16 protein-coding genes are annotated in these 18,779 nt (G+C 71.2%); 1 reads left to right on the top strand and 15 read right to left on the bottom strand.

What is annotated here, in order from left to right:
- Positions 1 to 36: 36 nt before the first annotated feature.
- The 6 genes from MTP10_RS18755 to MTP10_RS18730 form a co-directional block, all read right to left on the bottom strand.
- A complete protein-coding gene (locus tag MTP10_RS18755) occupies positions 37 to 1,431 on the bottom strand; it encodes an FAD-dependent oxidoreductase (RefSeq protein ID WP_310710789.1) in 1,395 nt (464 codons plus the stop codon).
- A gap of 172 nt (positions 1,432 to 1,603) precedes the next feature.
- Positions 1,604 to 2,410: an ABC transporter permease gene (locus tag MTP10_RS18750; protein WP_310710759.1), complete on the bottom strand. Its 807-nt coding sequence runs from the start codon at positions 2,408 to 2,410 to the stop codon at positions 1,604 to 1,606.
- Positions 2,407 to 3,258 (bottom strand): ABC transporter permease, encoded by an 852-nt coding sequence (locus tag MTP10_RS18745; RefSeq protein WP_310710758.1) that lies wholly within the window; start codon positions 3,256 to 3,258, stop codon positions 2,407 to 2,409. Before MTP10_RS18745 ends, MTP10_RS18750 begins: the two co-directional genes overlap by 4 nt.
- A 3-nt stretch (positions 3,259 to 3,261) precedes the next feature.
- Positions 3,262 to 4,491, bottom strand: coding sequence for a spermidine/putrescine ABC transporter substrate-binding protein (locus tag MTP10_RS18740; protein ID WP_310710757.1), 1,230 nt, complete (start codon positions 4,489 to 4,491; stop codon positions 3,262 to 3,264).
- Between the two features lie 8 nt (positions 4,492 to 4,499).
- Complete coding sequence (locus tag MTP10_RS18735; RefSeq protein WP_310710756.1) at positions 4,500 to 5,567, bottom strand: ABC transporter ATP-binding protein; 1,068 nt, start codon at positions 5,565 to 5,567, stop codon at positions 4,500 to 4,502.
- A gap of 24 nt (positions 5,568 to 5,591) precedes the next feature.
- A complete protein-coding gene (locus MTP10_RS18730) occupies positions 5,592 to 7,025 on the bottom strand; it encodes a gamma-aminobutyraldehyde dehydrogenase (RefSeq protein ID WP_310710755.1) in 1,434 nt (477 codons plus the stop codon).
- Positions 7,026 to 7,228: 203 nt separating this feature from the next.
- Between MTP10_RS18730 and MTP10_RS18725 the strand changes: the two genes are divergently transcribed.
- Positions 7,229 to 7,723 (top strand): Lrp/AsnC family transcriptional regulator, encoded by a 495-nt coding sequence (locus tag MTP10_RS18725; RefSeq protein ID WP_310710754.1) that lies wholly within the window; start codon positions 7,229 to 7,231, stop codon positions 7,721 to 7,723.
- A 7-nt stretch (positions 7,724 to 7,730) separates the two neighbouring features.
- Here MTP10_RS18725 and MTP10_RS18720 read toward each other — a convergent pair whose 3' ends face one another.
- From MTP10_RS18720 to MTP10_RS18680, 9 genes are all read right to left on the bottom strand, one after another.
- The gene (locus MTP10_RS18720; protein ID WP_310710753.1) at positions 7,731 to 8,393 is read right to left on the bottom strand and encodes a cyclase family protein; all 663 of its coding nucleotides are present in this window, start codon (positions 8,391 to 8,393) and stop codon (positions 7,731 to 7,733) included.
- Between the two features lie 95 nt (positions 8,394 to 8,488).
- A complete protein-coding gene (locus MTP10_RS18715) occupies positions 8,489 to 11,257 on the bottom strand; it encodes a glycoside hydrolase family 38 C-terminal domain-containing protein (protein ID WP_310710752.1) in 2,769 nt (922 codons plus the stop codon).
- A complete protein-coding gene (locus MTP10_RS18710) occupies positions 11,254 to 12,354 on the bottom strand; it encodes a Gfo/Idh/MocA family oxidoreductase (RefSeq protein ID WP_310710751.1) in 1,101 nt (366 codons plus the stop codon). The genes MTP10_RS18715 and MTP10_RS18710 overlap by 4 nt, the downstream gene beginning before the upstream one ends.
- On the bottom strand, positions 12,351 to 13,250 hold the full coding sequence (locus MTP10_RS18705) for a TIM barrel protein (RefSeq protein ID WP_310710750.1): 900 nt from the start codon (positions 13,248 to 13,250) through the stop codon (positions 12,351 to 12,353). Before MTP10_RS18705 ends, MTP10_RS18710 begins: the two co-directional genes overlap by 4 nt.
- A 10-nt stretch (positions 13,251 to 13,260) precedes the next feature.
- Positions 13,261 to 14,448: a CehA/McbA family metallohydrolase gene (locus tag MTP10_RS18700; RefSeq protein ID WP_310710749.1), complete on the bottom strand. Its 1,188-nt coding sequence runs from the start codon at positions 14,446 to 14,448 to the stop codon at positions 13,261 to 13,263.
- The gene (locus MTP10_RS18695; RefSeq protein ID WP_310710748.1) at positions 14,445 to 15,524 is read right to left on the bottom strand and encodes an ABC transporter ATP-binding protein; all 1,080 of its coding nucleotides are present in this window, start codon (positions 15,522 to 15,524) and stop codon (positions 14,445 to 14,447) included. The genes MTP10_RS18700 and MTP10_RS18695 overlap by 4 nt, the downstream gene beginning before the upstream one ends.
- Entirely contained in the window at positions 15,524 to 16,342 is an 819-nt protein-coding gene (locus tag MTP10_RS18690; RefSeq protein WP_310710747.1) for a carbohydrate ABC transporter permease, read from the bottom strand. Before MTP10_RS18690 ends, MTP10_RS18695 begins: the two co-directional genes overlap by 1 nt.
- Positions 16,339 to 17,274, bottom strand: coding sequence for a sugar ABC transporter permease (locus tag MTP10_RS18685; protein WP_310710746.1), 936 nt, complete (start codon positions 17,272 to 17,274; stop codon positions 16,339 to 16,341). Before MTP10_RS18685 ends, MTP10_RS18690 begins: the two co-directional genes overlap by 4 nt.
- Positions 17,249 to 18,622, bottom strand: a complete 1,374-nt coding sequence (locus MTP10_RS18680) for an extracellular solute-binding protein (protein ID WP_310710745.1) — start codon at positions 18,620 to 18,622, stop codon at positions 17,249 to 17,251. Before MTP10_RS18680 ends, MTP10_RS18685 begins: the two co-directional genes overlap by 26 nt.
- Positions 18,623 to 18,779 lie beyond the last annotated feature (157 nt).

Genomic DNA, 18,779 nt, shown 5'->3' with positions numbered 1-18,779 from the left:
CCGCGGGGATCGCCCGCGGCCCGCGCAGCGAGCGGATCAGGAGTCGAAGCCCAGCCCCATCCGGTCGAGGGCGCGCAGCCACAGGTTGCGCCGGCCCTCGTGCCGGTCGGCCTGCGCGATCGACCAGCGGGTGAACTGGATCACCCCCGACCGCATCGGCTCCGGCGGGAACGGCACCGGCTTCTCCTTGACCATGCGCAGCTCGGTCCGCTCCGTGCGCTCGCCCGACAGCAGGTCCAGCATCACGTTGGCGCCGAACCGGGTGGCTCCCACGCCCATGCCGGTGTAGCCGGCCGCGTACGCGAGCCGCCCGCCGTGCGCCTGCCCGTAGAAGGCGCTGAACCGGCTGCACGTGTCGATCACGCCGCCCCAGCGGTGCGTGAAGCGCACCCCGGCGAGCTGCGGGAACGTGGCGAAGAAGTGCCGCGCCAGCGTGGCGAAGGTCTCGTCGCGCTGGTCGTACTCCGGCTTGACCAGGCCCCCGTTGTAGTAGACGGCGTCGTAGCCGCCCCACAGGATCCGGTTGTCCTCGGTGAGCCGGTAGTAGTGGAACCGGTTGGCCGAGTCGCCGACGCCCTGCCGGTTGCGCCAGCCGAGGGCGCCGAGCTGGGCCGGGGTGAGCGGCTCGGTCATCAGCGCGTAGTCGTAGACCGGCACCACGAAGTGCCTGAGCCGCCGCAGCAGCGGCGGGAACACCCCGGTGCCGAGCGCGACCCGGCGCCCGGAGGCGACGCCGTGCGGAGTGCGCAGGCTGAGCGTGACGCCGTCGTCCTCCAGCGAGCGCACCGGGCTGCGCTCGTACACGCGGACGCCGAGCCGCAGGCACGCCTCGCGCAGCCCCCACGCCAGCCGGGCGGGGTCGAGCATGGCGCAGCCCCTGCGGTCCCACAGGCCGCCCAGGTAGGTGGGCGAGTCCAGCTCGGCCCGCACCTGGTCGCAGTCCAGCGGGACATGGTCGAGACCGAGGTCGGCGATGAGGCCGAGGTGCTCGTTCAGGCCCTCCAACTGCCAGGGCTCGGTGGCGACGTTCAGCTCACCGGTGCGCTCGAAGGCGCAGTCGATGCCGTAACGCCCCAGGGTCGCCTCGATCTCGTCGAGGTTGTCCACGCCCAGCCGTTCCAGCCGGGCGATCTCGTCCGGCCACCGCTCCAGCCCGTTGGCCAGGCCGTGGGTGAGGGTCGCCATGCAGAACCCGCCGTTGCGGCCCGAGGCCGCCCAGCCGATCCTGCGCCCCTCCAGCAGGACGACGTCCTGCTCCGGGTCCCGTTCCTTGGCCATCAGGGCGGTCCACAGCCCCGAGAAGCCTCCGCCGACGACGACCAGGTCGGCGCTCGTGTGTCCGAAGAGCCGCGGCAGCGGCTCGGGTCTGGCCGGGGTGTCCAGCCAGTACGGCTTGCGCTCCGCGTCAGCAAGCGCCTTCAGCGGATCCACAAATCCCACTTCCCTACGAAAGTCAGAGTTCTATGAAAAATTGCGGGATCTCAAAGGGTTGATCACCGCGCGGGTTCCCCCCGCCGGTATCCGATCTCGCCTCCCTGTTCTTGGCCGGAGTACGCCGAACCCCCCGCGGGACCGCGGGGGGAAGCCTGGTGAAATGGCAGGGTCAGGTACGGCGGCGGGCCGCGACCGCGTTGGCGATCGCGATGAGCACGCCGATCCCGAAGATCAACGTTCCCATGACGTTGACCTGGGGCGGGATGCCCGTCTTCACCGACCCGATGATCCACAGCGGGAACGTGATGGTGGAGCCGTTGACGAAGCTGGTCACCACGTAGTCGTCGATCGACAGCGCGAAGGCCAGCATGGCGCCCGCCAGCACGCCGGGCAGCACGGCCGGCAGCGTGACCTGCCGGAAGGTGCCCCAGCCCGTGGCGCCGAGGTCCCTGGCCGCCTCCTCCAGCGACGGGTCGAGGGTGACGACCCTGGCCCGCACGGTGACGGTGACGAAGGACAGCGAGAACAGCACGTGCGCGATGATGATCGTGCCGGCGTCACGCGGCAGGTTGGCGGAGACGAACAGCGACAGCAGCGACGCCCCCATGACCAGCTCGGGCGTGGAGATGGCGGCGAAGACGAGGAAGTTCGTCACCCCGCGACCGCGGAAGCGGTGGCGGCCGAGCGCGAGACCCAGCATGGTGCCGATGACGACGGTGATGACCGTGCTCACGACCGCGACGACGAGGGAGTTCTTCAGCGCCGTGGTCAGGTCGGAGATGCCGAACAGCTCGTGGTACCAGCGGAGCGTGAAGCCCTGCCAGCTCGTGTTCGACTTGCTCTTCTTGTCGTTGAACCCGAACAGGATCATTACGGCGATCGGCGACGACAGCCAGACGATGATCAGCCAGGTGTAGGCGTGCAGCAGGCGGTCGCCGATCCGCCGCCGTGGCCCGGCCGTCAGGGTGGCGCTCATCGGGCCGCCGCCTCGAGGACGTTCTCGGTGCCGAGCGCCCGGGCGTAGATGAAGATCCCGACCAGCAGCACCGCCATGAGCGTGAACGACAGCGCCGAGGCCGTCGGGTAGTCGAGGTTCGTGAGGTACTCGGTCTGGATGATGTTGCCGATCATGGTGTTGCCGGTGCCGCCGAGCACCTGGGCGTTGACCGGGTCGGCCGTGGCCGGCACGAACGTCATGAGCACGCCGGCGAACACCCCGGGCAGCGACAGCGGCAGCACCACCCGCCGGAAGGCCGCCGCCCGCGAGGCGTACAGGTCCTGGGCGGCCTCGACGACCCGGGGGTCCACCCGCTCCAACGCCACGTAGATCGGCAGGATCATGAACGGCAGGAAGTTGTACGTCAGCCCGCCCACCACGGCCACCGTGGTGGCCAGCACGTGGAACTCGGGCGGCAGCAGCCCCCAGCCCTTCAGGGTGCCGAAGACGATCCCGTCGTCGGCCAGCAGGAACCCCCACGAGATGGTCCGCAGCACGAACGACACGAAGAACGGCAGCAGCAGCAGGAACAGGTACACCGACTTGCGGCTGCCGCCCTTGAAGGCGATCCAGTACGCCACCGGGTAACCGATGACCAGCATCGCCGCCGTGGCCAGGCCGCCGTACCAGAGGGACCGGACGAGCTGGGTGCTGTACCTGCTCAACGCGTCGGTGTAGTTGGAGAAGCTGAACGTCATCGCGAAGCCGTCGATGGCGTTGCCGGTCTGCAGCGACACCGAGGCCATCGCGGCCAGCGGCACCACCAGGAAGACCGCCAGCCACATCCAGCTCGGCAGCGCGAGCAGGTAGGGAGTCAGCCGCTTCATCGTCTACGCCTGGGTGATCGACTGGAAGATCGGGTTGAACACCTGCTCCTGCTGGGTGGTGAGCTTGGTGTAGGTGCGGAGCTTGGTGTAGTCCGCCTCCGACGGGAACATGAGGGGGCTGTCCACCATCTCCTCCAGCGCCTTCTTGTCCTCGCCGGTGGCCTTGGCGGCCTTCTCCCGCAGGAGGTCCTGGACGGCGGGCACCGGGGTGACGAACTGGATGAACTCGTCCAGCTCGGCGGCGACGGCCGGCTGGTAGAGGAAGTCCATGAGCATGAGCGCGTCGACCGGGTTGGCGGCGCCCTTCGGGATGAGCATGTTGTCGGTCCAGATGGTGCCCCCCTCCTCGGGCACCACGAACTTGACGGGCTCACCGGCGAGCTGGCGCTGGAAGACGTCGCCGGACCACGCCATGCTCAGCCAGACGTCGCCCTTGGACACCGCGTCGATGTACGACTGGTCGTAGTACTTGCGGACGATCCCGGCGTCGCGCTGCGCCTTGAGCTTCTCCCCGGCCTTCTTCCAGTCGGCCTCGGAGGAGTTCTCCGGGTCGATGCCGAGGGAGATCATGCCGAAGTTGGCGATCTCCTGGGCGTCGCCCATCATGCCGACCCGGCCCTTGTACTTCGGGTCGAACAGCGCCTCGATGCTGGTGATGTCGTCCTTGACGTACTTGGTGTTGTACGCGATCCCGGTCACGCCCGAGGTGTACGGGACCGTGTAGGTGCTGCCCGGGTCGTAGGAGCGGTTCTTGTACTTGTCGCCGGCGTTGGCCGCGAAGTTCGGCAGCTTGGAGTGGTCCAGGGCGACGCAGTAGCCGAGGTCGATCATGTGCTGGAGCTGGACGCCGTTGGTCATGACGACGATGTCGTAACCGAGCGACTGCCCGGCCCGCAGCACCGGGTCGGCCTTGCCGAAGAACTCCGCGTTCTCCTGGATGACCTCCTTGTACTGGTAGGAGATCCCGGTCTCGCTCTGGAACTTCTTCAGCGGCGCCTGGTCCTCGGGCATGTACTCGGGCCAGTTGGCGAACACCACGCGGCCGTGCTTGGTCTGCTGCGACCAGTAGTCCTTGACCGCGTCGGCCTTCGGCGGGGCCGCCTTCTGACCCTGCACGCCGCAGGCGGCCAGCGCCAGGCCGGCGGCGGACAGGCCCGCGAGGCGGAAGGCGTCGCGGCGGGTACGGGGCCGGGTCATGCCCCTCAGCAGGGCGGGGTCGTGCTGGTGGTCCATGGGGTGGTTCAACTTCCTATCGCGTAAGAGTGCTGCGCCGGCCACGACAGCCAGACCGGGTCGCCCCGCTCGGCCGTGGTGGTCGCGTCGTGCGCGTTCTGCTGGAACACCGTGACCTCGGCCCCGTCCCCGACGCGCACGGCGTAGCTGTTGTACGTGCCCAGGTAGACCACCTCGCTGACGGTCCCCGGCACGACGCTCACGTCGCCGTCCGGCTTGTCCAGGGTGATGGTGATCTTCTCCGGCCGGACGGTGAGGGTGACGTCCCCGTCACGGTCCGGCACGAGGACCCGGCCCCCGCCGACCTCCAGGACCCCGCCGGCCGCGGTGCCGGTGAGCAGGTTGGAGGTGCCGATGAAGCCGGCGACGAACGCGGTGGCCGGCCGCTCGTAGATCTCCCTCGGCCCGCCGAGCTGCTCGACCAGCCCGTCGTTCATGACGGCGATCCGGTCGCTCATGGTGAGCGCCTCGTTCTGGTCATGGGTGACGTACACGAAGGTGATGCCGACCTCGCGCTGGATCCGCTTGAGCTCGATCTGCATGGCCTGGCGCAGCTTGAGGTCGAGCGCGCCGAGCGGCTCGTCGAGCAGGAGCGCACGCGGCCGGTTGACCAGGGCGCGGGCCAGCGCGACCCGTTGCTGCTGGCCGCCCGACATCTCGCGCGGCCGGCGCTTCTCCCTGCCGGTCAGGTCGACGATCTCCAGCATCTCGCCGACCCGCCGCCTGATCTCCTCCTGCGGCGTGCGCCGCTGCTTGAGGCCGAACGCCACGTTGTCCCACACGTTCATGTGCGGGAACAGCGCGTACGACTGGAAGACCATGTTGACGTCACGCTTGTTCGGCGGGACGTTCGTGACGTCGTGGCCGTGCAGCCTGACCACGCCGCTCGACGGCTCCTCGAAGCCGGCGATCATCCGCATGGTCGTGGTCTTGCCGCACCCGGACGGGCCGAGCAGGGAGAAGAACTCCCCTTCGGCGATGCCGAGCGTGACACCCTTCACCGCCTGAACGACCTCGCCGTGCGAGAGGTACTCCTTGACGACGCCGTCGAGTTCGATCGCGTTCAGCTCGGCCATGTTCCGGATCTGTCCTTGTCGCGCTTATTCGCCGATGTAGTGCATGACGTGCTTGACCCTCGTGTAGTCATGCAGACCGAACACCGAGAGGTCCTTGCCGTAGCCGGAGTGCTTGAAGCCGCCGTGCGGCATCTCCGACACGAACGGGATGTGCGTGTTGACCCACACCACGCCGAAGTCGAGCCGGTTCGACATGCGCATGGCGCGGCCGTGGTCGGAGGTCCACACCGAGCCGCTCAGGCCGTACCTCACGTCGTTGGCCTTGGCCAGCGCGTCGGCCTCGTCGGTGAACGTCTGGACGGTGATGACGGGCCCGAAGACCTCGTTCTGCACCATCTCGTCGTCCTGCCGCAGCCCGTCGACGATCGTGGGGGCGAAGAAGTAGCCCTTGTCGCCGACGCGGTGGCCGCCGGTCAGCACCTTGGCGTGCGCCGGGACCCGCTCGACGAAGCCCTGCACCTTGGCGAGCTGGTCGGCGTTGTTGAGCGGGCCGTACAGGGCATCCGCGTCGGACAGGTCGCCCGTGACGGTGCCGGCCGCGGCCTCGGCGAGCGCGGCCACGAACTCGTCGTGGACGCTCTCCTGGACCAGCACGCGGCAGGCCGCGGTGCAGTCCTGGCCCGCGTTGTAGAGGCCGGCGATCGCGATGTCCGAGGCGGCCTTGCGCAGGTCCTTGACGTCGTCGAAGACCACGACGGGCGCCTTGCCGCCGAGCTCCAGGTGGACGCGCTTGAGGTCGTCGGCCGCGCTCCTGGCCACCGACATGCCCGCGCCGACCGAGCCGGTGATGGCGACCATCGCGGCCGTCGGGTGGCCGACGACCAGCGCGCCGGTCTCCCGGTCGCCGGTGACGACGTTGAAGACACCGGCGGGCAGCACGTCGCCGAGGATCTCGGCCAGCTTGAGCGTGGAGGCCGGGGTGGTGTCGGACGGCTTGAGCACGACCGTGTTGCCGGCGGCCAGCGCGGGGGCGATCTTCCAGACGGCCATCATCATGGGGTAGTTCCACGGCGTGACCTGACCGACCACGCCGATGGGCTCGTGCCGGATGACGCTGGTGTGGTCGGCGAGGAACTCACCGGCGGTCGGCCCCTCCAGCGTGCGCGCGGCGCCCGCGAAGAACCGGAAGTGGTCGGCGGCGACCGGGGTCTCGTCCTCGGCCATGCGGGCGCGCGGCTTGCCGGTGTCACGGCACTCCGCCTCGTTGATCTCGTCGGCCCGCGCGTCGATCGCGTCGGCGACCTTGAGCAGCAGGTTCGCCCGCTCGCCCGGGGTGGTCCGGCCCCATGACTCGAAAGCGGCAGCCGCGGCGGCGTAGGCAGCGTCGACGTCCTCGGCTCCGGAGATCGGGGCCTGGACGTAGGCCTCGCCGGTGCACGGGTCGATGATGTCGGAGAATCGGCCGCTCTTGGCGTCCACGAACTCACCGTTGATGAAGTTCTGCAGACGGGTGGTCAAGGTGATGACCTCCTGGTGAGGTGGCTGAGATGCCGCGACTCTTACAGAGTGGTTGCATCCGGGACAAGGGATTTCGTGGCGAAGATACCAAATTGCTACGAATTCGCTTGACAGGGCGTCGAGAACTGACAACATGTCGCACCAGGACGGCAATGGAACGGGAACGCGCCCGTAACGCGCGCCGCTAGGAGGACTCGCTCGCGATGACGACCCCGCCACGCGCACGCCGCGGCAGTGACACGGCGCCCGGACAGTTCACGCTCGACGACCTGTCCAAGCGGATCATCGAGCAGCTCCAGATCGACGGGCGCATGCCGTACGCGGCGATCGGCAAGGCCGTCGGCCTGTCGGAGGCGGCCGTCCGCCAGCGGGTGCAGCGCCTCCAGGACTCGGGGGTCATGCAGATCGTCGCGGTGACCGACCCGCTGACCCTGGGGTTCCCGCGCCAGGCCATGATCGGCGTGAACATCGAGGGCGACCTGGAGTCGGTCGCCGACGAGCTGGCGGCCATCGACGAGATCGACTATGTCGTCCTCACGGCGGGCTCCTTCGACGTGATCGTCGAGGTCGTGTGCGAAGGCGACGGCCACCTCCTCGACATTCTCAGTAAAATTCGGGCAATTCCTGCGGTCCGCGCCACGGAGTCGTTCGTCTATCTGAAACTTCGGAAGCAGACGTACTCCTGGGGCACCCGCTGACCTTTTGTCACAGGGGTCCCAACCGCGCCACCGCTCTCACCGGTGCGCCGTCGGCCGCGGGCAGTCGCAGCGGCATGAGCCAGACCTCCACCGCCCTGCCCTCCACCTGAGCCGCCAGCACGCGGTCGAGCCCGGTCAGGTTCTCCGCGATGACGGCATGGGCGCCGCACAGCACCCGGTGCGCCGGGAAGTCCTCCGCGGGCGTCGGGTCGACGCTCAGCGCGTCCACCCCGACGGTCCTGACGCCCCGCTCCACCAGCAGCCGCGCCGCCTCCTCCGTCAGGTACGGGTGCGCCGCGTAGGCGCCGGTGCCCCAGTGGGCCGACCAGCCCGTCGCCACCAGCACGATCGGCGGGACCCCGCCGGCCGGCACCGCGCCGAACGCCGCCGGCTCGATGGCCGCGCGCGGCTCCAGTCCCCGGGCGTCCACCACGACGGCCGGGCCGGCGAACCGCTCCAGCGGCAGCTCGTCCAGCGCCGGCAGCGCGTCGTCGATGTGGAAGGGGGCGTCCACGTGGGTGCCCGACTGGGAGCCCAGGTGCAGCGCCAGCACGTTCACGCCGTCACGCGCGGCCGTGAGCGCCGGGCCGACCGTCACCTCGGGGTCACCGGGGTAGACCGGCATCCCGGTGACGATCGGCACCGACAGATCCACGAGTTCAGCGGTCATGGCGCCATCGTCACACGGGCCGCTCGGCCGCCGCGCCGACGATCGGGGACCGGGCGTGTCCGCCGCCGCCCGCACCAGGCGCGGCTCCTTCACATTCAGTTGCCGAGCTGGATCGTGGCGATCTCCCAGGGCCGGAGGGGGAGGCGCACGGTGCCGTCCGTGACCGGGAGCGGGTCGCCCGGGCGGCCGCGGAGGTCGGCGTGGCGGGCGTGGGTGAAGGAGCCCTCCACCACGGCCTCCGTCGGCTCCGGGGAGAGGGCGACGATCCGCAGCTCCCTCCAGTCGTCGCGCAGCCGCAGGGAGGTCATCACCACGCCGTCGCCCGTGACCGACAGGCCGGGGGCGGCCGGGGGCAGCGCGAGCGACGGGTCACCCGTGCCGGGCACCGGGAGCAGGTCATGGCGGAAGGTCTCCGCCGCCGGCGGCACCGCCTCCCAGCCTCCCTCCTCCCCGCCGCCCTCGTACGGCATGAGCGCCAGCGTGACGGAGCGCAGCCCGCGCGACTGGGCGGCGGGCGTCGGGAGCTGGGGACCGGCGGGCTCGGGGCGCAGGGCGTGGCGGTTGCGCGACAGGTAGCCGATGGAGCGGAGCAGGGTCAGCGCCAGCTCCGTGCCTTCGCCCTGTGCCGCGCCGCCCCAGGCGGAGCCGTCCACGAGCTCGTACTCCGTGACGTGCTCCAGCAGCGCCGCCACTCCCCCGGCGGCCACCCACGACGAGGCCGGGAAGGTGGGCAGCGGCTCCTCGCCGCAGCCGCCCTCGGCGGTCAGGCCGCGGGTGACGACCGCGAACTGGCCCTCGGCGTGCGAGGCCGTCGCCGGCGCGGGCAGCGGCACGTGCAGCCTGACCCGGTGGTCGTCGCAGCGGTTGTCGAATGCCACCCGCAGGCGGACGAACGGCTCGCCGGTCCGGAGCTCGACGCGGGTGTCCACGACGATCTCCTCGGTGGCGCCGGTCCGAGCGGGCGCGGGCAGCTCGGGCGTGCCCTCGATGCCGGCTCCCGCCGCGGGCCACCGGTACGTACGGCGCACGTCCAGGGCGGCGACCAGCGGGCCGGAGCAGACCGTGACGACCTCGACGGTCTCGGGGGCAGAGACGATCCGGTCCTGGGCGGGAGGCGCGTGGTTGTAGCTGTCGCCGACGTCGCCGCCGTCCACGACGCGGGCCGCGCCGGTGAGCGTGACACCGCCGGCGGAGGTCAGCGTCAGGGTTCCGTCCTCGGCCACCTCGACGCGGAGGAGCCCGTTGTCGAGCGCCCCGTCCTCGATCCGTACGCCGTCCGGCGCCTCGTGGGTCAGCGGGGCGACGGCGGAGCCGTTGGAGCCGGCCCGGACGGCGACCGGCGGCTCCGGGCGCAGGCTCGTGTGGCCGAGCGGCGGGACCTCCACCAGGGCGGCCACCTTGCGGCGGGGCTCGGCGACGATGCGGACCCGCGTCACTCCCTCGACCGCGTCCCGCACCTCGGCCACGTTGAAGGCGGTGCGCGGCTCCCGCGCCACCTCGAAGGTGAGCACCCCGTTCTCGACCGACCAGCCCGTGATGTGCTGGCCGTACAGCTCGGTCCCGTGGACGAACGTCAGCGCCGTGGCCGGGTCCATCTCCTCGTCGAGCAGCAGCGTGGGGGCGTACTCCAGCGGCTGGACGGGCACGGGGGCGCCCGTGGCGTCCACCAGCGGGTCGTGCCCGGCGATGTCCACGTGGACGACGCCGCGCCGGGTGGCGGGCGTGGGGTTGACGACGAGCACCCCGCCGGAGGGGACCGCGGCGGCCAGCTTGGCGGTCACCATGTCGCGGACGGCGTGCCCGAGGTGCTCGGCCTCGGCGATGCGCGCGGCGACCTGCTGGGCGGTCTCGTCCACGCCGCAGCCGGTGACGGAGTCGTGGCCGCTGGCGTCGACGAGCCGCCACCACGCCATGTCGAGGAACCGGCCGGGCCACGCGTCGCCCCAGAGGGCGGCCAGCGGCTCGGCGTAGCGCTCGACCATGCGCTCGGCGCGGCTCATGGCCTGCTTGACGTGAGCGCGGACGGAGATGACGCCGGGCAGGATGTTGGCGCGGGCGTGGGAGCGCAGCTCACCCTCGACGCGCGGCAGGCCCTCGACGGACCCGCCGTCGCCGTACGCCGTGACGTAGCCGGACAAGGTGTCCATGCGGGCCCCGATCGCGGACACCATGCCGGGCAGCCCGCGTACGGGCGCCGAGTGGTCGGTGCCGTACATCGCGAGCAGCGCGCCCTCGGGCCCGTGCCACTCGCGCATGCGGCGGGTGAACACGGCCGCCCGCTCGGCCAGCCGCTCCGGGTCCTCGAACAGGTGGGCACCGTTGCCGTAGCCGCCGATGGGCAGGTACTGGGCGCGCACCGCGGTGCCGTCGGGAGCCGTCCAGGCGAACGCGTCGGACACCACGGACGACGGCACCCCCCGGTAGACGCAGGCGTACAGGAGCCCGGCCTTTCGCAAGATCTGCGGCATCTGCGCGGTGTGGCCGAACATGTCCGGCAGGTAGCCCACGGGCATGGCGCCGCCGAGCTTGTCGGCCCGGTCCATGCCGAGCTCCAGGTTCCGGATGATGTTCTCGCCGGAGCACAGGAACTCGTCGAGCAGGATCTGCCACGGTCCGACGGCGAGCCGCCCCGACTCGACCAGTGCCGCCACGCGGTCGCGCTGCTCGGGCCGGACCTCCAGGTAGTCGTCCACGCAGGCGAGCTGCCCGTCGAGGGTGAAGTGGTAGCCGGGCTCGCGCTCCATGGTGTCGAGCACCTCGTCCAGCAGGGCCACGAGCCGCAGCCGGAAGCGCTGGAACGGCTCGTACCACTCGCGGTCCCAGTGCGTGTGCGGGACCACCACGATGTCGTTCGAGCCGGTCACGCTGCTTCCCCTCCGATCGGCAGTCCGTGCTGTACGGCGTAGCGGGCGGCGATCCGCTGGGCCGTGACGATGTCCTCCAGGGCGCCGGCCGCGCCGGTGAGCGGCGGCTCGCCCTCGGTGACGTAGGCGTGGAAGGCGGCGAGCTGCGTCTCGAACGCCTCGGTCACCTCCCGCCACTCGGTGCGTCCCTCACCGCCGGGATCTGCGCCCGGCGTGACGACGGTGAGCGTGGTGGGCGCGTTGACCAGGTACGGGGCGGGGAAGGCCAGCTCCAGGGTGCCCCGGTCGTGGTGGATGGCGACCGTCTCCCGGTAGGCGGGGTAGTCCTCCAGGTAGTGCCAGCGGATGGAGAAGCGCCCGGCGGCCGGGAGCGTGCCGGCGATCTCCACGGAGCCGGGGGCGGGGCCCCAGGTCTCGACGTGGGAGATCTCGGCCGGGGAGCCGGTGAACCTGCGCAGCAGCGACAGGTCGTGGCAGACGGAGCCGAGGGCCACGCCGTAAAGGGCGCGGACGGACTCGGGGGCCTGCTCGCCGAGGGCGCGGGAGACCAGGGCGTCCTCCTCGGCGCGCAGCGAGGCGAGCAGCGCGGGGTCCAGGTCGCCGGCCCGGGTCAGGCTCGCGAAGGCGAGCTGCGACCCGGCGCTCGGGTGCAGGACGGTCACCTCGACGGACCGGACGGCCTCGGGCCCGCCCAGCTCGGCCAGCAGCCGCTCGGCCCGCCGCACGGCGGGGTCGTACTGCTTCATGTAGCCGACCATGAGCCGCCCCTCGGGCAGCGCGGCCACCTCCGCCCGGGTCAGTGCCAGGGGCTTCTCGCACAGCACGGCGTGACCGGCGGCCAGCGCCTGCCGTACCGGCTCGCCGTGGGAGCCCGAGGCGAGCATGACCACGGCCTCGAACCCGCCGCCGGCGAGCATGTCCTCCAGGGACGTGTAGCGGCCGGGGGCGCCCAGGCGGTCGCCGACGGCGCCCGCGAGCGTGGGCGACAGGTCGCACACGGCGGTCACCTCGAACAGGTCGCGGCGCCTCGACAGCAGCGGCGCGTAGACCGCCTGCGTGACGGCTCCGCATCCGACCAGCGCGATCTTCAGAGTCACAGTCCCAGCTCTCTCAGCTTCTCCCGGTTGGCTGCCTGGTCGGCGATGTTGCGCTCGACCGTGCGGCGGCCGGGCAGGGTGTCCTGCTCGATGATCACCCAGCCCTGGTACCCGATGTCGTCCAGCGCCCGGACCACTCCGGGCAGGTCCAGCTCGCCCTCGCCGAGCTGGGCGAACCCGCCGCGGCCCATCAGCTCGCGCAGGTCCGCGCCGTCGGCGATCGCCTGGGCGAGGATCTCGGTGTCGCCGTCCTTGATGTGGACGTGCCCGACGCGGCCCGCCCAGTCGCGCAGCGCCGTCACCGGGTCGCCACCGGCGAGCAGCAGGTGGCCGGTGTCGAGGCAGAGCGGCACGTCGGTCAGCTCCAGCAGCCGCTCCACGTCCTCGGGGGTCTCGACGTACGTGCCGAGATGGTGGTGGAAGACGGGTTCGAGGCCGCGGTCGCGGCAGCGCTGGACCGCCTCCTGGACGCGGGCGGCGTACGCGGGCCACTCGGAGGCGGGCAGCCCTGGAGCGTTCCCGCCGGGGCGGGCGAAGCGCTCGGGCGAGCCGGAGCAGGCCAGCGTCGGCCGGGGCGCGAGGTGCGCCGGGGCGGGTGGCGCGGCGGCGAACACGTCGAGCGTGGCGTCGAGCGTGACCAGGCTGCGCCGGAACGCCTCCGCGTCGTGGTAGGCCAGGTCGGCCCAGCCGCCGGCGAGCAGCAGCCCGCCGAGCCGGTCGGCGATGTCCCCGGCGGTGCCGAGGTAGCCGAGCGGGCCCAGGTCGATGCCCTCGTAGCCGGCGTCGGACAGCGCGCGCACCATCTCGCCGGCGCTCAGCGGCGGCGCCTCGGTGGCCAGCTCGAACACCCCGAAGCTTACGGGGGCGTTGGCGACGCTGATCATTCGCGTGTTCATGGCTGCTCGTTCACTCGCATAGCGCGATCACCTCGTTCTCGTAGGTTTCCAGCCGGTGCCGGCCCTCGCCGGCGGGCACCAGGGTCCGGGGGCCGCGGATGACCTGCCGGGCGCCGCCGGGGCGGACCAGGACGAGGCCGTCGGCGTCCAGGGCGAGCAGTTCGTCGCCGAGCCGGAGCAGCAGCGGCTCCCCCGGCCCCGCCGAGATCGCGGTGCGGCCGGCGGCCACGGCGCCGAACGCGGCGGCCGGGTCCTCGGCCAGCACCCACGTGGTGGGCGAGCCGGGCAGGCCGTCGTCGCCCGGCCGGTGGAAGTCGCTGGCCCCGATCGCCACCAGGTCGTCGCGCCAGGCGTCGGCCCAGGCCAGGGGCGCGCCCCAGCGGCGGTCCCACCAGCCGGAGTGCCACACCTCGGCCACGTGCGGCCGCTCGGCGAGCGGCTGCAGCCAGGCGCAGTCGCCGCCGAGCGGATGGTTGATCGACATGAGGCCGCCGTGGTCGCGGGCGTGCCGGGCCCAGGAGTCGGCGGGCCGGCGGAAGTCGACCCAGCCGACGTCGCCGAACACGTTGGCGTGGCCGCGGTCGGTGGTGACCTCCTGGCCGGGCAGCAGGGCGATGCCCCGGTCGGCCGAGGTCAGCTCGGGGTGGTGGCTGACCGTGTTGTGGTCGGTGACGGCCAGGAAGTCGAGTCCCCGGCCGCGGGCCAGCGCGGCCAGCTCGCCGACGGTCAGCGAGCCGTCGCTGTGGACGGTGTGCGAGTGGAAGTCTCCGGCGTACCAGCGCAGGCCGTCCACGGCGGGGATGTCGCGGCGCGGCGGGCGTTCGGCGACGGGCGGCTCGGCCGTGACCGGGGCGGGCGGCGCCGTGTCCGCGACGGTGATCTCCAGCGTGTAGTCCAGGCCCTCGGGAGGGACGCGGTGCAGCCGCAGCCACACCTGCCACGGGCCGGGCTCCAGGGGGCCGGGCAGGTAGCCGGGCGTCGCCCACTCCTCCGTGATCATGTACGTGTCCCGGGCGCCGCCCGACCAGCCGCGGAACCCTCGCGGGCTCCCGCCGCCGAGGTCGAGCACGCCCCGGGACCGGTCGTAGGACAGCGCCACGGTCACCGCCGCGGCCCCGGCCGGCACCTCGAACGGCACTTCCCGGAGCATGCTCTCCAGCCGGTCGTCGAGGGTCCAGTGCCCCCGGATCACGCTCATCCCACCAGCTCCCCGTCGCGGTAGACCAGCGCCCGGTCGCGGCGCGGCACGGCGAAGCCCTCGTCGCCGACGGCCGGCTCGCTGCCCTCGGGCACGACGGCCTGCACGGTGACGTCGTTGACGTCGAGGGTCACCAGGTGGGAGGCGCCGAGGTTCTCCACGATCACCACCTTCCCGGCCAGCGAGCCCTCCGACGGGCCGTCCGCGGGCTTGGCCGCGTAGGCGTTGTACTCGGGCCGTACGCCGTAGACGACCTTCTCGCCGTCGGTCAGCAGCCCGGCGGCCGAGGTGGGCACGGGCACGGTACGGCCGGCCACCTCCAGCGTGTCACCGCGGACGACGGCGTCGAGCAGGTTCATGGGGGTGGAGCCGATGAAGGATGCGACGAACGTGTTGGCGGGCCGCTGGAACACCTCGGCCGGGGTGCCGATCTGCCGGATCACGCCGGCCTCCATCACGGCCATCCGGTCGGCCATGGCCAGCGCCTCGGCCTGGTCGTGGGTGACGAAGACGGTGGTGACGCCCAGCTCGCGCTGGAGCTTCTTCAGAAACGTGCGGGCCTCCAGGCGCAGCCGGGCGTCCAGGTTCGACAGCGGCTCGTCGAACAGGAACGCCTGCGCCTGGGTCGCCATGACGCGGGCCAGCGCGACGCGCTGCTGCTGGCCGCCGGAGAGCTGGCCGGGCCGCCGGTCCATCAGGTGCTCCAGGCCGAGCCGGGCCGCTACCTCGCCGGCCCTGCGGTGGCGCTCGGCCTTGGGGACCTTCTTGATGCGCAGCGGGTAGGCGACGTTGTCGGTGACGTCCATGTGCGGGAACAGCGCGTAGTCCTGGAAGACCATGGCGATGTCCCGGGCGCCTGGCTGCACCGAGGTCACGTCGCGCTCGCCGATGACGACCGAGCCGCCGGTGGCGGTCTCCAGCCCGGCGATCGTGCGCAGCAGGGTGGTCTTGCCGCACCCGGAGGGGCCGAGCAGCGCGAAGAACTCGCCGTCGGGGATGACCAGGTCCAGCGAGTCGAGCGCCTTGACGCCGCCGGGGTAGACCTTGGTCAGCCCTCGCAGTTCGATTGCCGCCATTACCGCTTGATCCCTCCGTGGAAGCGGAAGCCGTACTTCTTGCTGACGAACAGGTACATGAGCACCACGGGCACCGAGTAGAGCAGTCCGAACGTGGACAGCAGCCGCAGGTTCGCCTGGCCGCCCTCGGTGTAGAGCGTGTACATGATGACCGCCGCCGGCTGCTTCTCCACGTCGCTGAGCAGCAGGTACGGCATGAGGAAGTTGCCCCAGACGTTGGCCACGGCCCACACCGCGATCGTCGCCAGGCCGGGCCGTACCAGGGGGACGACCACGTGCGCGACGATCTGCAGCGGCGAGGCGCCGAAGACCCGCGCCGACTCCTCGTACGACTTCGGCGTGGAGTCCATGAAGTCCTTGAGCATGAAGATCGCCGCGGGCAGCAGGCCGCCGGCCAGGATGAGGATCAGCCCGAACTGCGAGTCGATGAGGCCGAGCTCGACCGCGAGCTGGAACAGCGGCACCATCGCGGCCGTGCCCGTGATGATCGACGAGAGCAGCAGCAGCGCGTAGAGCAGCGCGTCCCGGCCGGGCAGGCGCACGCGGCTGAGCGCGTAGGCGGCCAGCGCCGACAGCAGGACCACGAGCAGGGCCGTGCCGACGGACAGCAGCAGCGAGTTGTACAGCGACGGCAGCGCGTACGGGTGATCCAGGATGGCCTGGAAGTTGTCGAAGGTGAAGTCCGGCAGGCGGACCTCGTAGGTGGGGTCGCTGGTCAGCGGCGCCGACGCCAGCCACAGCAGGGGGATGGTGAAGAAGGCGAGCAGCACCGCGGTCAGCGTGTAGAAGCCGATCCGGCCCAGCACGAAGCGCGTCATTTCTTGCTCCTGAGCAGGCGCAGGTAGAACACCGCCACGACCAGGTTGATCAGCAGGATGGCCGTGGAGACCGCGGCGCCGTAGCCGAGCTGGCCGCCCTGCAGGGCGACCTTGTAGACGTGGACGGCCAGCACCTCGCTCTTCCCCTCGGGGCCACCCGCGGTGATCATGAACGGGGTGAAGTCGTTGAACGTCCAGAGGCTGATCAGCAGCAGGTTGGTGAGAATGTGCCCCTTGATGTGGGGGAAGACCACGTCCCTGAGCTGCTGCCAGCCGGAGGCTCCGGCCAGGCGGGCGCTCTCCAGGTGCGAGGGCGGCACGTTCCCGAGGGCCGCGCCGTACAGCATCATCGAGAACGCGGTGCCGCGCCAGGTGTTGAAGATGACGATGGACAGCATCGGGTGTTCGAGCAGCCAGGCGTAGTCGCCGGTGGCGAGCAGCGCGTTCAGCGTGCCGCCGTCGGCGTCGAGCAGGGCCACCCAAAGGAACGACACGACGGCGCTCGGCAGGATCCAGGCCAGGATGACCAGGCCCTCGACGATCCGCCTGAGCGGCCCGCGCCTGTCGCGCAGCAGCCAGGCGATCGTGAACCCGAGCCCCACCTGGCCGATCACCGCCGAGCCGAGCACGAACTGGACGGTCAGCCAGGTCGAGTTCCAGAACGACGGGTCGCCGATCGCCGACAGGAAGTTGTCGAGCCCGACCACCTTCGGGTCGGCGGCGGCGACGCCGGTCAGCCGGTAGTCGGTCAGCCCGAGATAGAGCACCCACAGCGCGGGGAAGACGAGGAAGACCGCGATGAGCAGCAGTGCGGGGGCCACGAAGGCGCCCGCACGCCACCGGCCCAGGCCCGCCGCGTCGACGCTGTAGCGGCGGGCCGTGGAGTCCGTGGCTTCCCCGGCGAGGTCAGGAGGAGACGTTACCTGCGCCACCGACGATTCCTTCGAGCTTCTTCTGGTACTCGGCGGCCGCCTCGTCCGGCGTCTTGCCGCTGACCACCGCCGAGGTGGCTTCCTGGAGCGCCACCGACACCTGCGGGTAGACGGCGACCGGCGGCCGGTAGGCCGTGAGCGGCAGCACCTTCTCCGAGATGAACGTCAGCAGCGGCTCGCCGGCCAGGATCTCCTTGTTGACGTCGGTGCGCGGGGTGATGCGCACGTTGCCATCCTTGGTCTCCTCCTTCAGCGCCTCGGGCGACAGCGTGAAGGCCAGCAGCTCGAAGGCCTCCTTCGGATGCTTGCTGTTCGGGTTGACCGTGCGCAGCGCGCCGCCGGACATGCTGACGAAGTCCTGGCCGCGGATGCCCTTGCCGGGCTCCATGGCGGGGATGAGGGCGTAGCCGACGCTCTGGTCGCGGTCGGCCATCTTGGCGACGCCGTCCTTGGGGTTGACGACGCCGCGCCAGAAGTAGTCGCCCTCCAGCAGGATGCCGATCTTGCCCTGGGCGAACTGCTGGAACGACTTGTCACGGCCCTTGGCCTCCTGCTGGAGCCGGGGGTCGCCGAGGCCGCTGCCGCCGTAGATCTTCTGGTAGAGGCCGAGGACGTCCTTGACCGGCTGCGAGGCGCCGGCCCACTTGCCGTCCTTCTGGACCTCGCCGCCCGCCCCGGCCAGCAGCGGCAGCACGCCCTGCATGGTGGTGGCCTCGCCCATCGCGGTGCCGGCGTTGACCTGGATCGGCACGGGCACGCCGGCCGCCTTCAGCTTGGCGCCCGCGTCGAGGATCTCCTGCCAGCTCTTCGGCTGCCAGTCGGCCGGCAGGCCGGCCTTCTGGAAGAGCGGCTTGCTGAAGTAGAGCACGCGGCCGTCGGTGCCGACGGGCAGCGCGTACTTCTTGCCGTTGAAGGTGGCCAGGCCCTGCACGGACTCGGGGATCTGGGCCCAGCCGTCCCAGCTCTCCGCCTCGGGCCCGACCAGCTCGGCCAGCGGCTTGATGTAGCCGGCCTCGGCGAACTCGCCGGCCCAGATGCCGTCGATGTCGATCACGTCGGCGCCCTTGCCGGACTTCAGATCGAGGGAGAGCTTGGTCTTGTACTGCTCGTCGTCGACACCGCTGGGGACGAACTTGACCTTGACGTCCTTGCCCTTGGCCTTCTGGGCCTCCTCGAACTTGGGAACCACCCAGTTGGCGACGAAGTCCGCCGCCTTCGCGTTCTTGCCGCCGGCGATGGCGTTCTGCGCGATCGTCAGCTCTATCGTGCCGCCGTCACCGCCACCGGACGACCCGCCGCACGCGGTCAGCGCCAGACCGGACGCGGCCAGAACCGCGACCACGCTCACCGATCTTCTCCGCAATCCCATCGATACCCTCCGACTCATCCGTAACGGAGCCCACGCCAATATGTCATGACATCTAGATGACGTAAAGGTTTGGCTATATTTCAGGGATGTGTCGACAGTACTCCGTGGCCCCGGCCCGCTGACCGGTGAAGACGGC

Origin of the sequence: Nonomuraea sp. 3-1Str (assembly GCF_031570565.1) — a bacterium.
GTDB lineage: Bacteria > Actinomycetota > Actinomycetes > Streptosporangiales > Streptosporangiaceae > Nonomuraea.
Note: the sequence above shows the minus strand (reverse complement) of the source record. Positions and strands in the feature narration are given on the sequence as shown.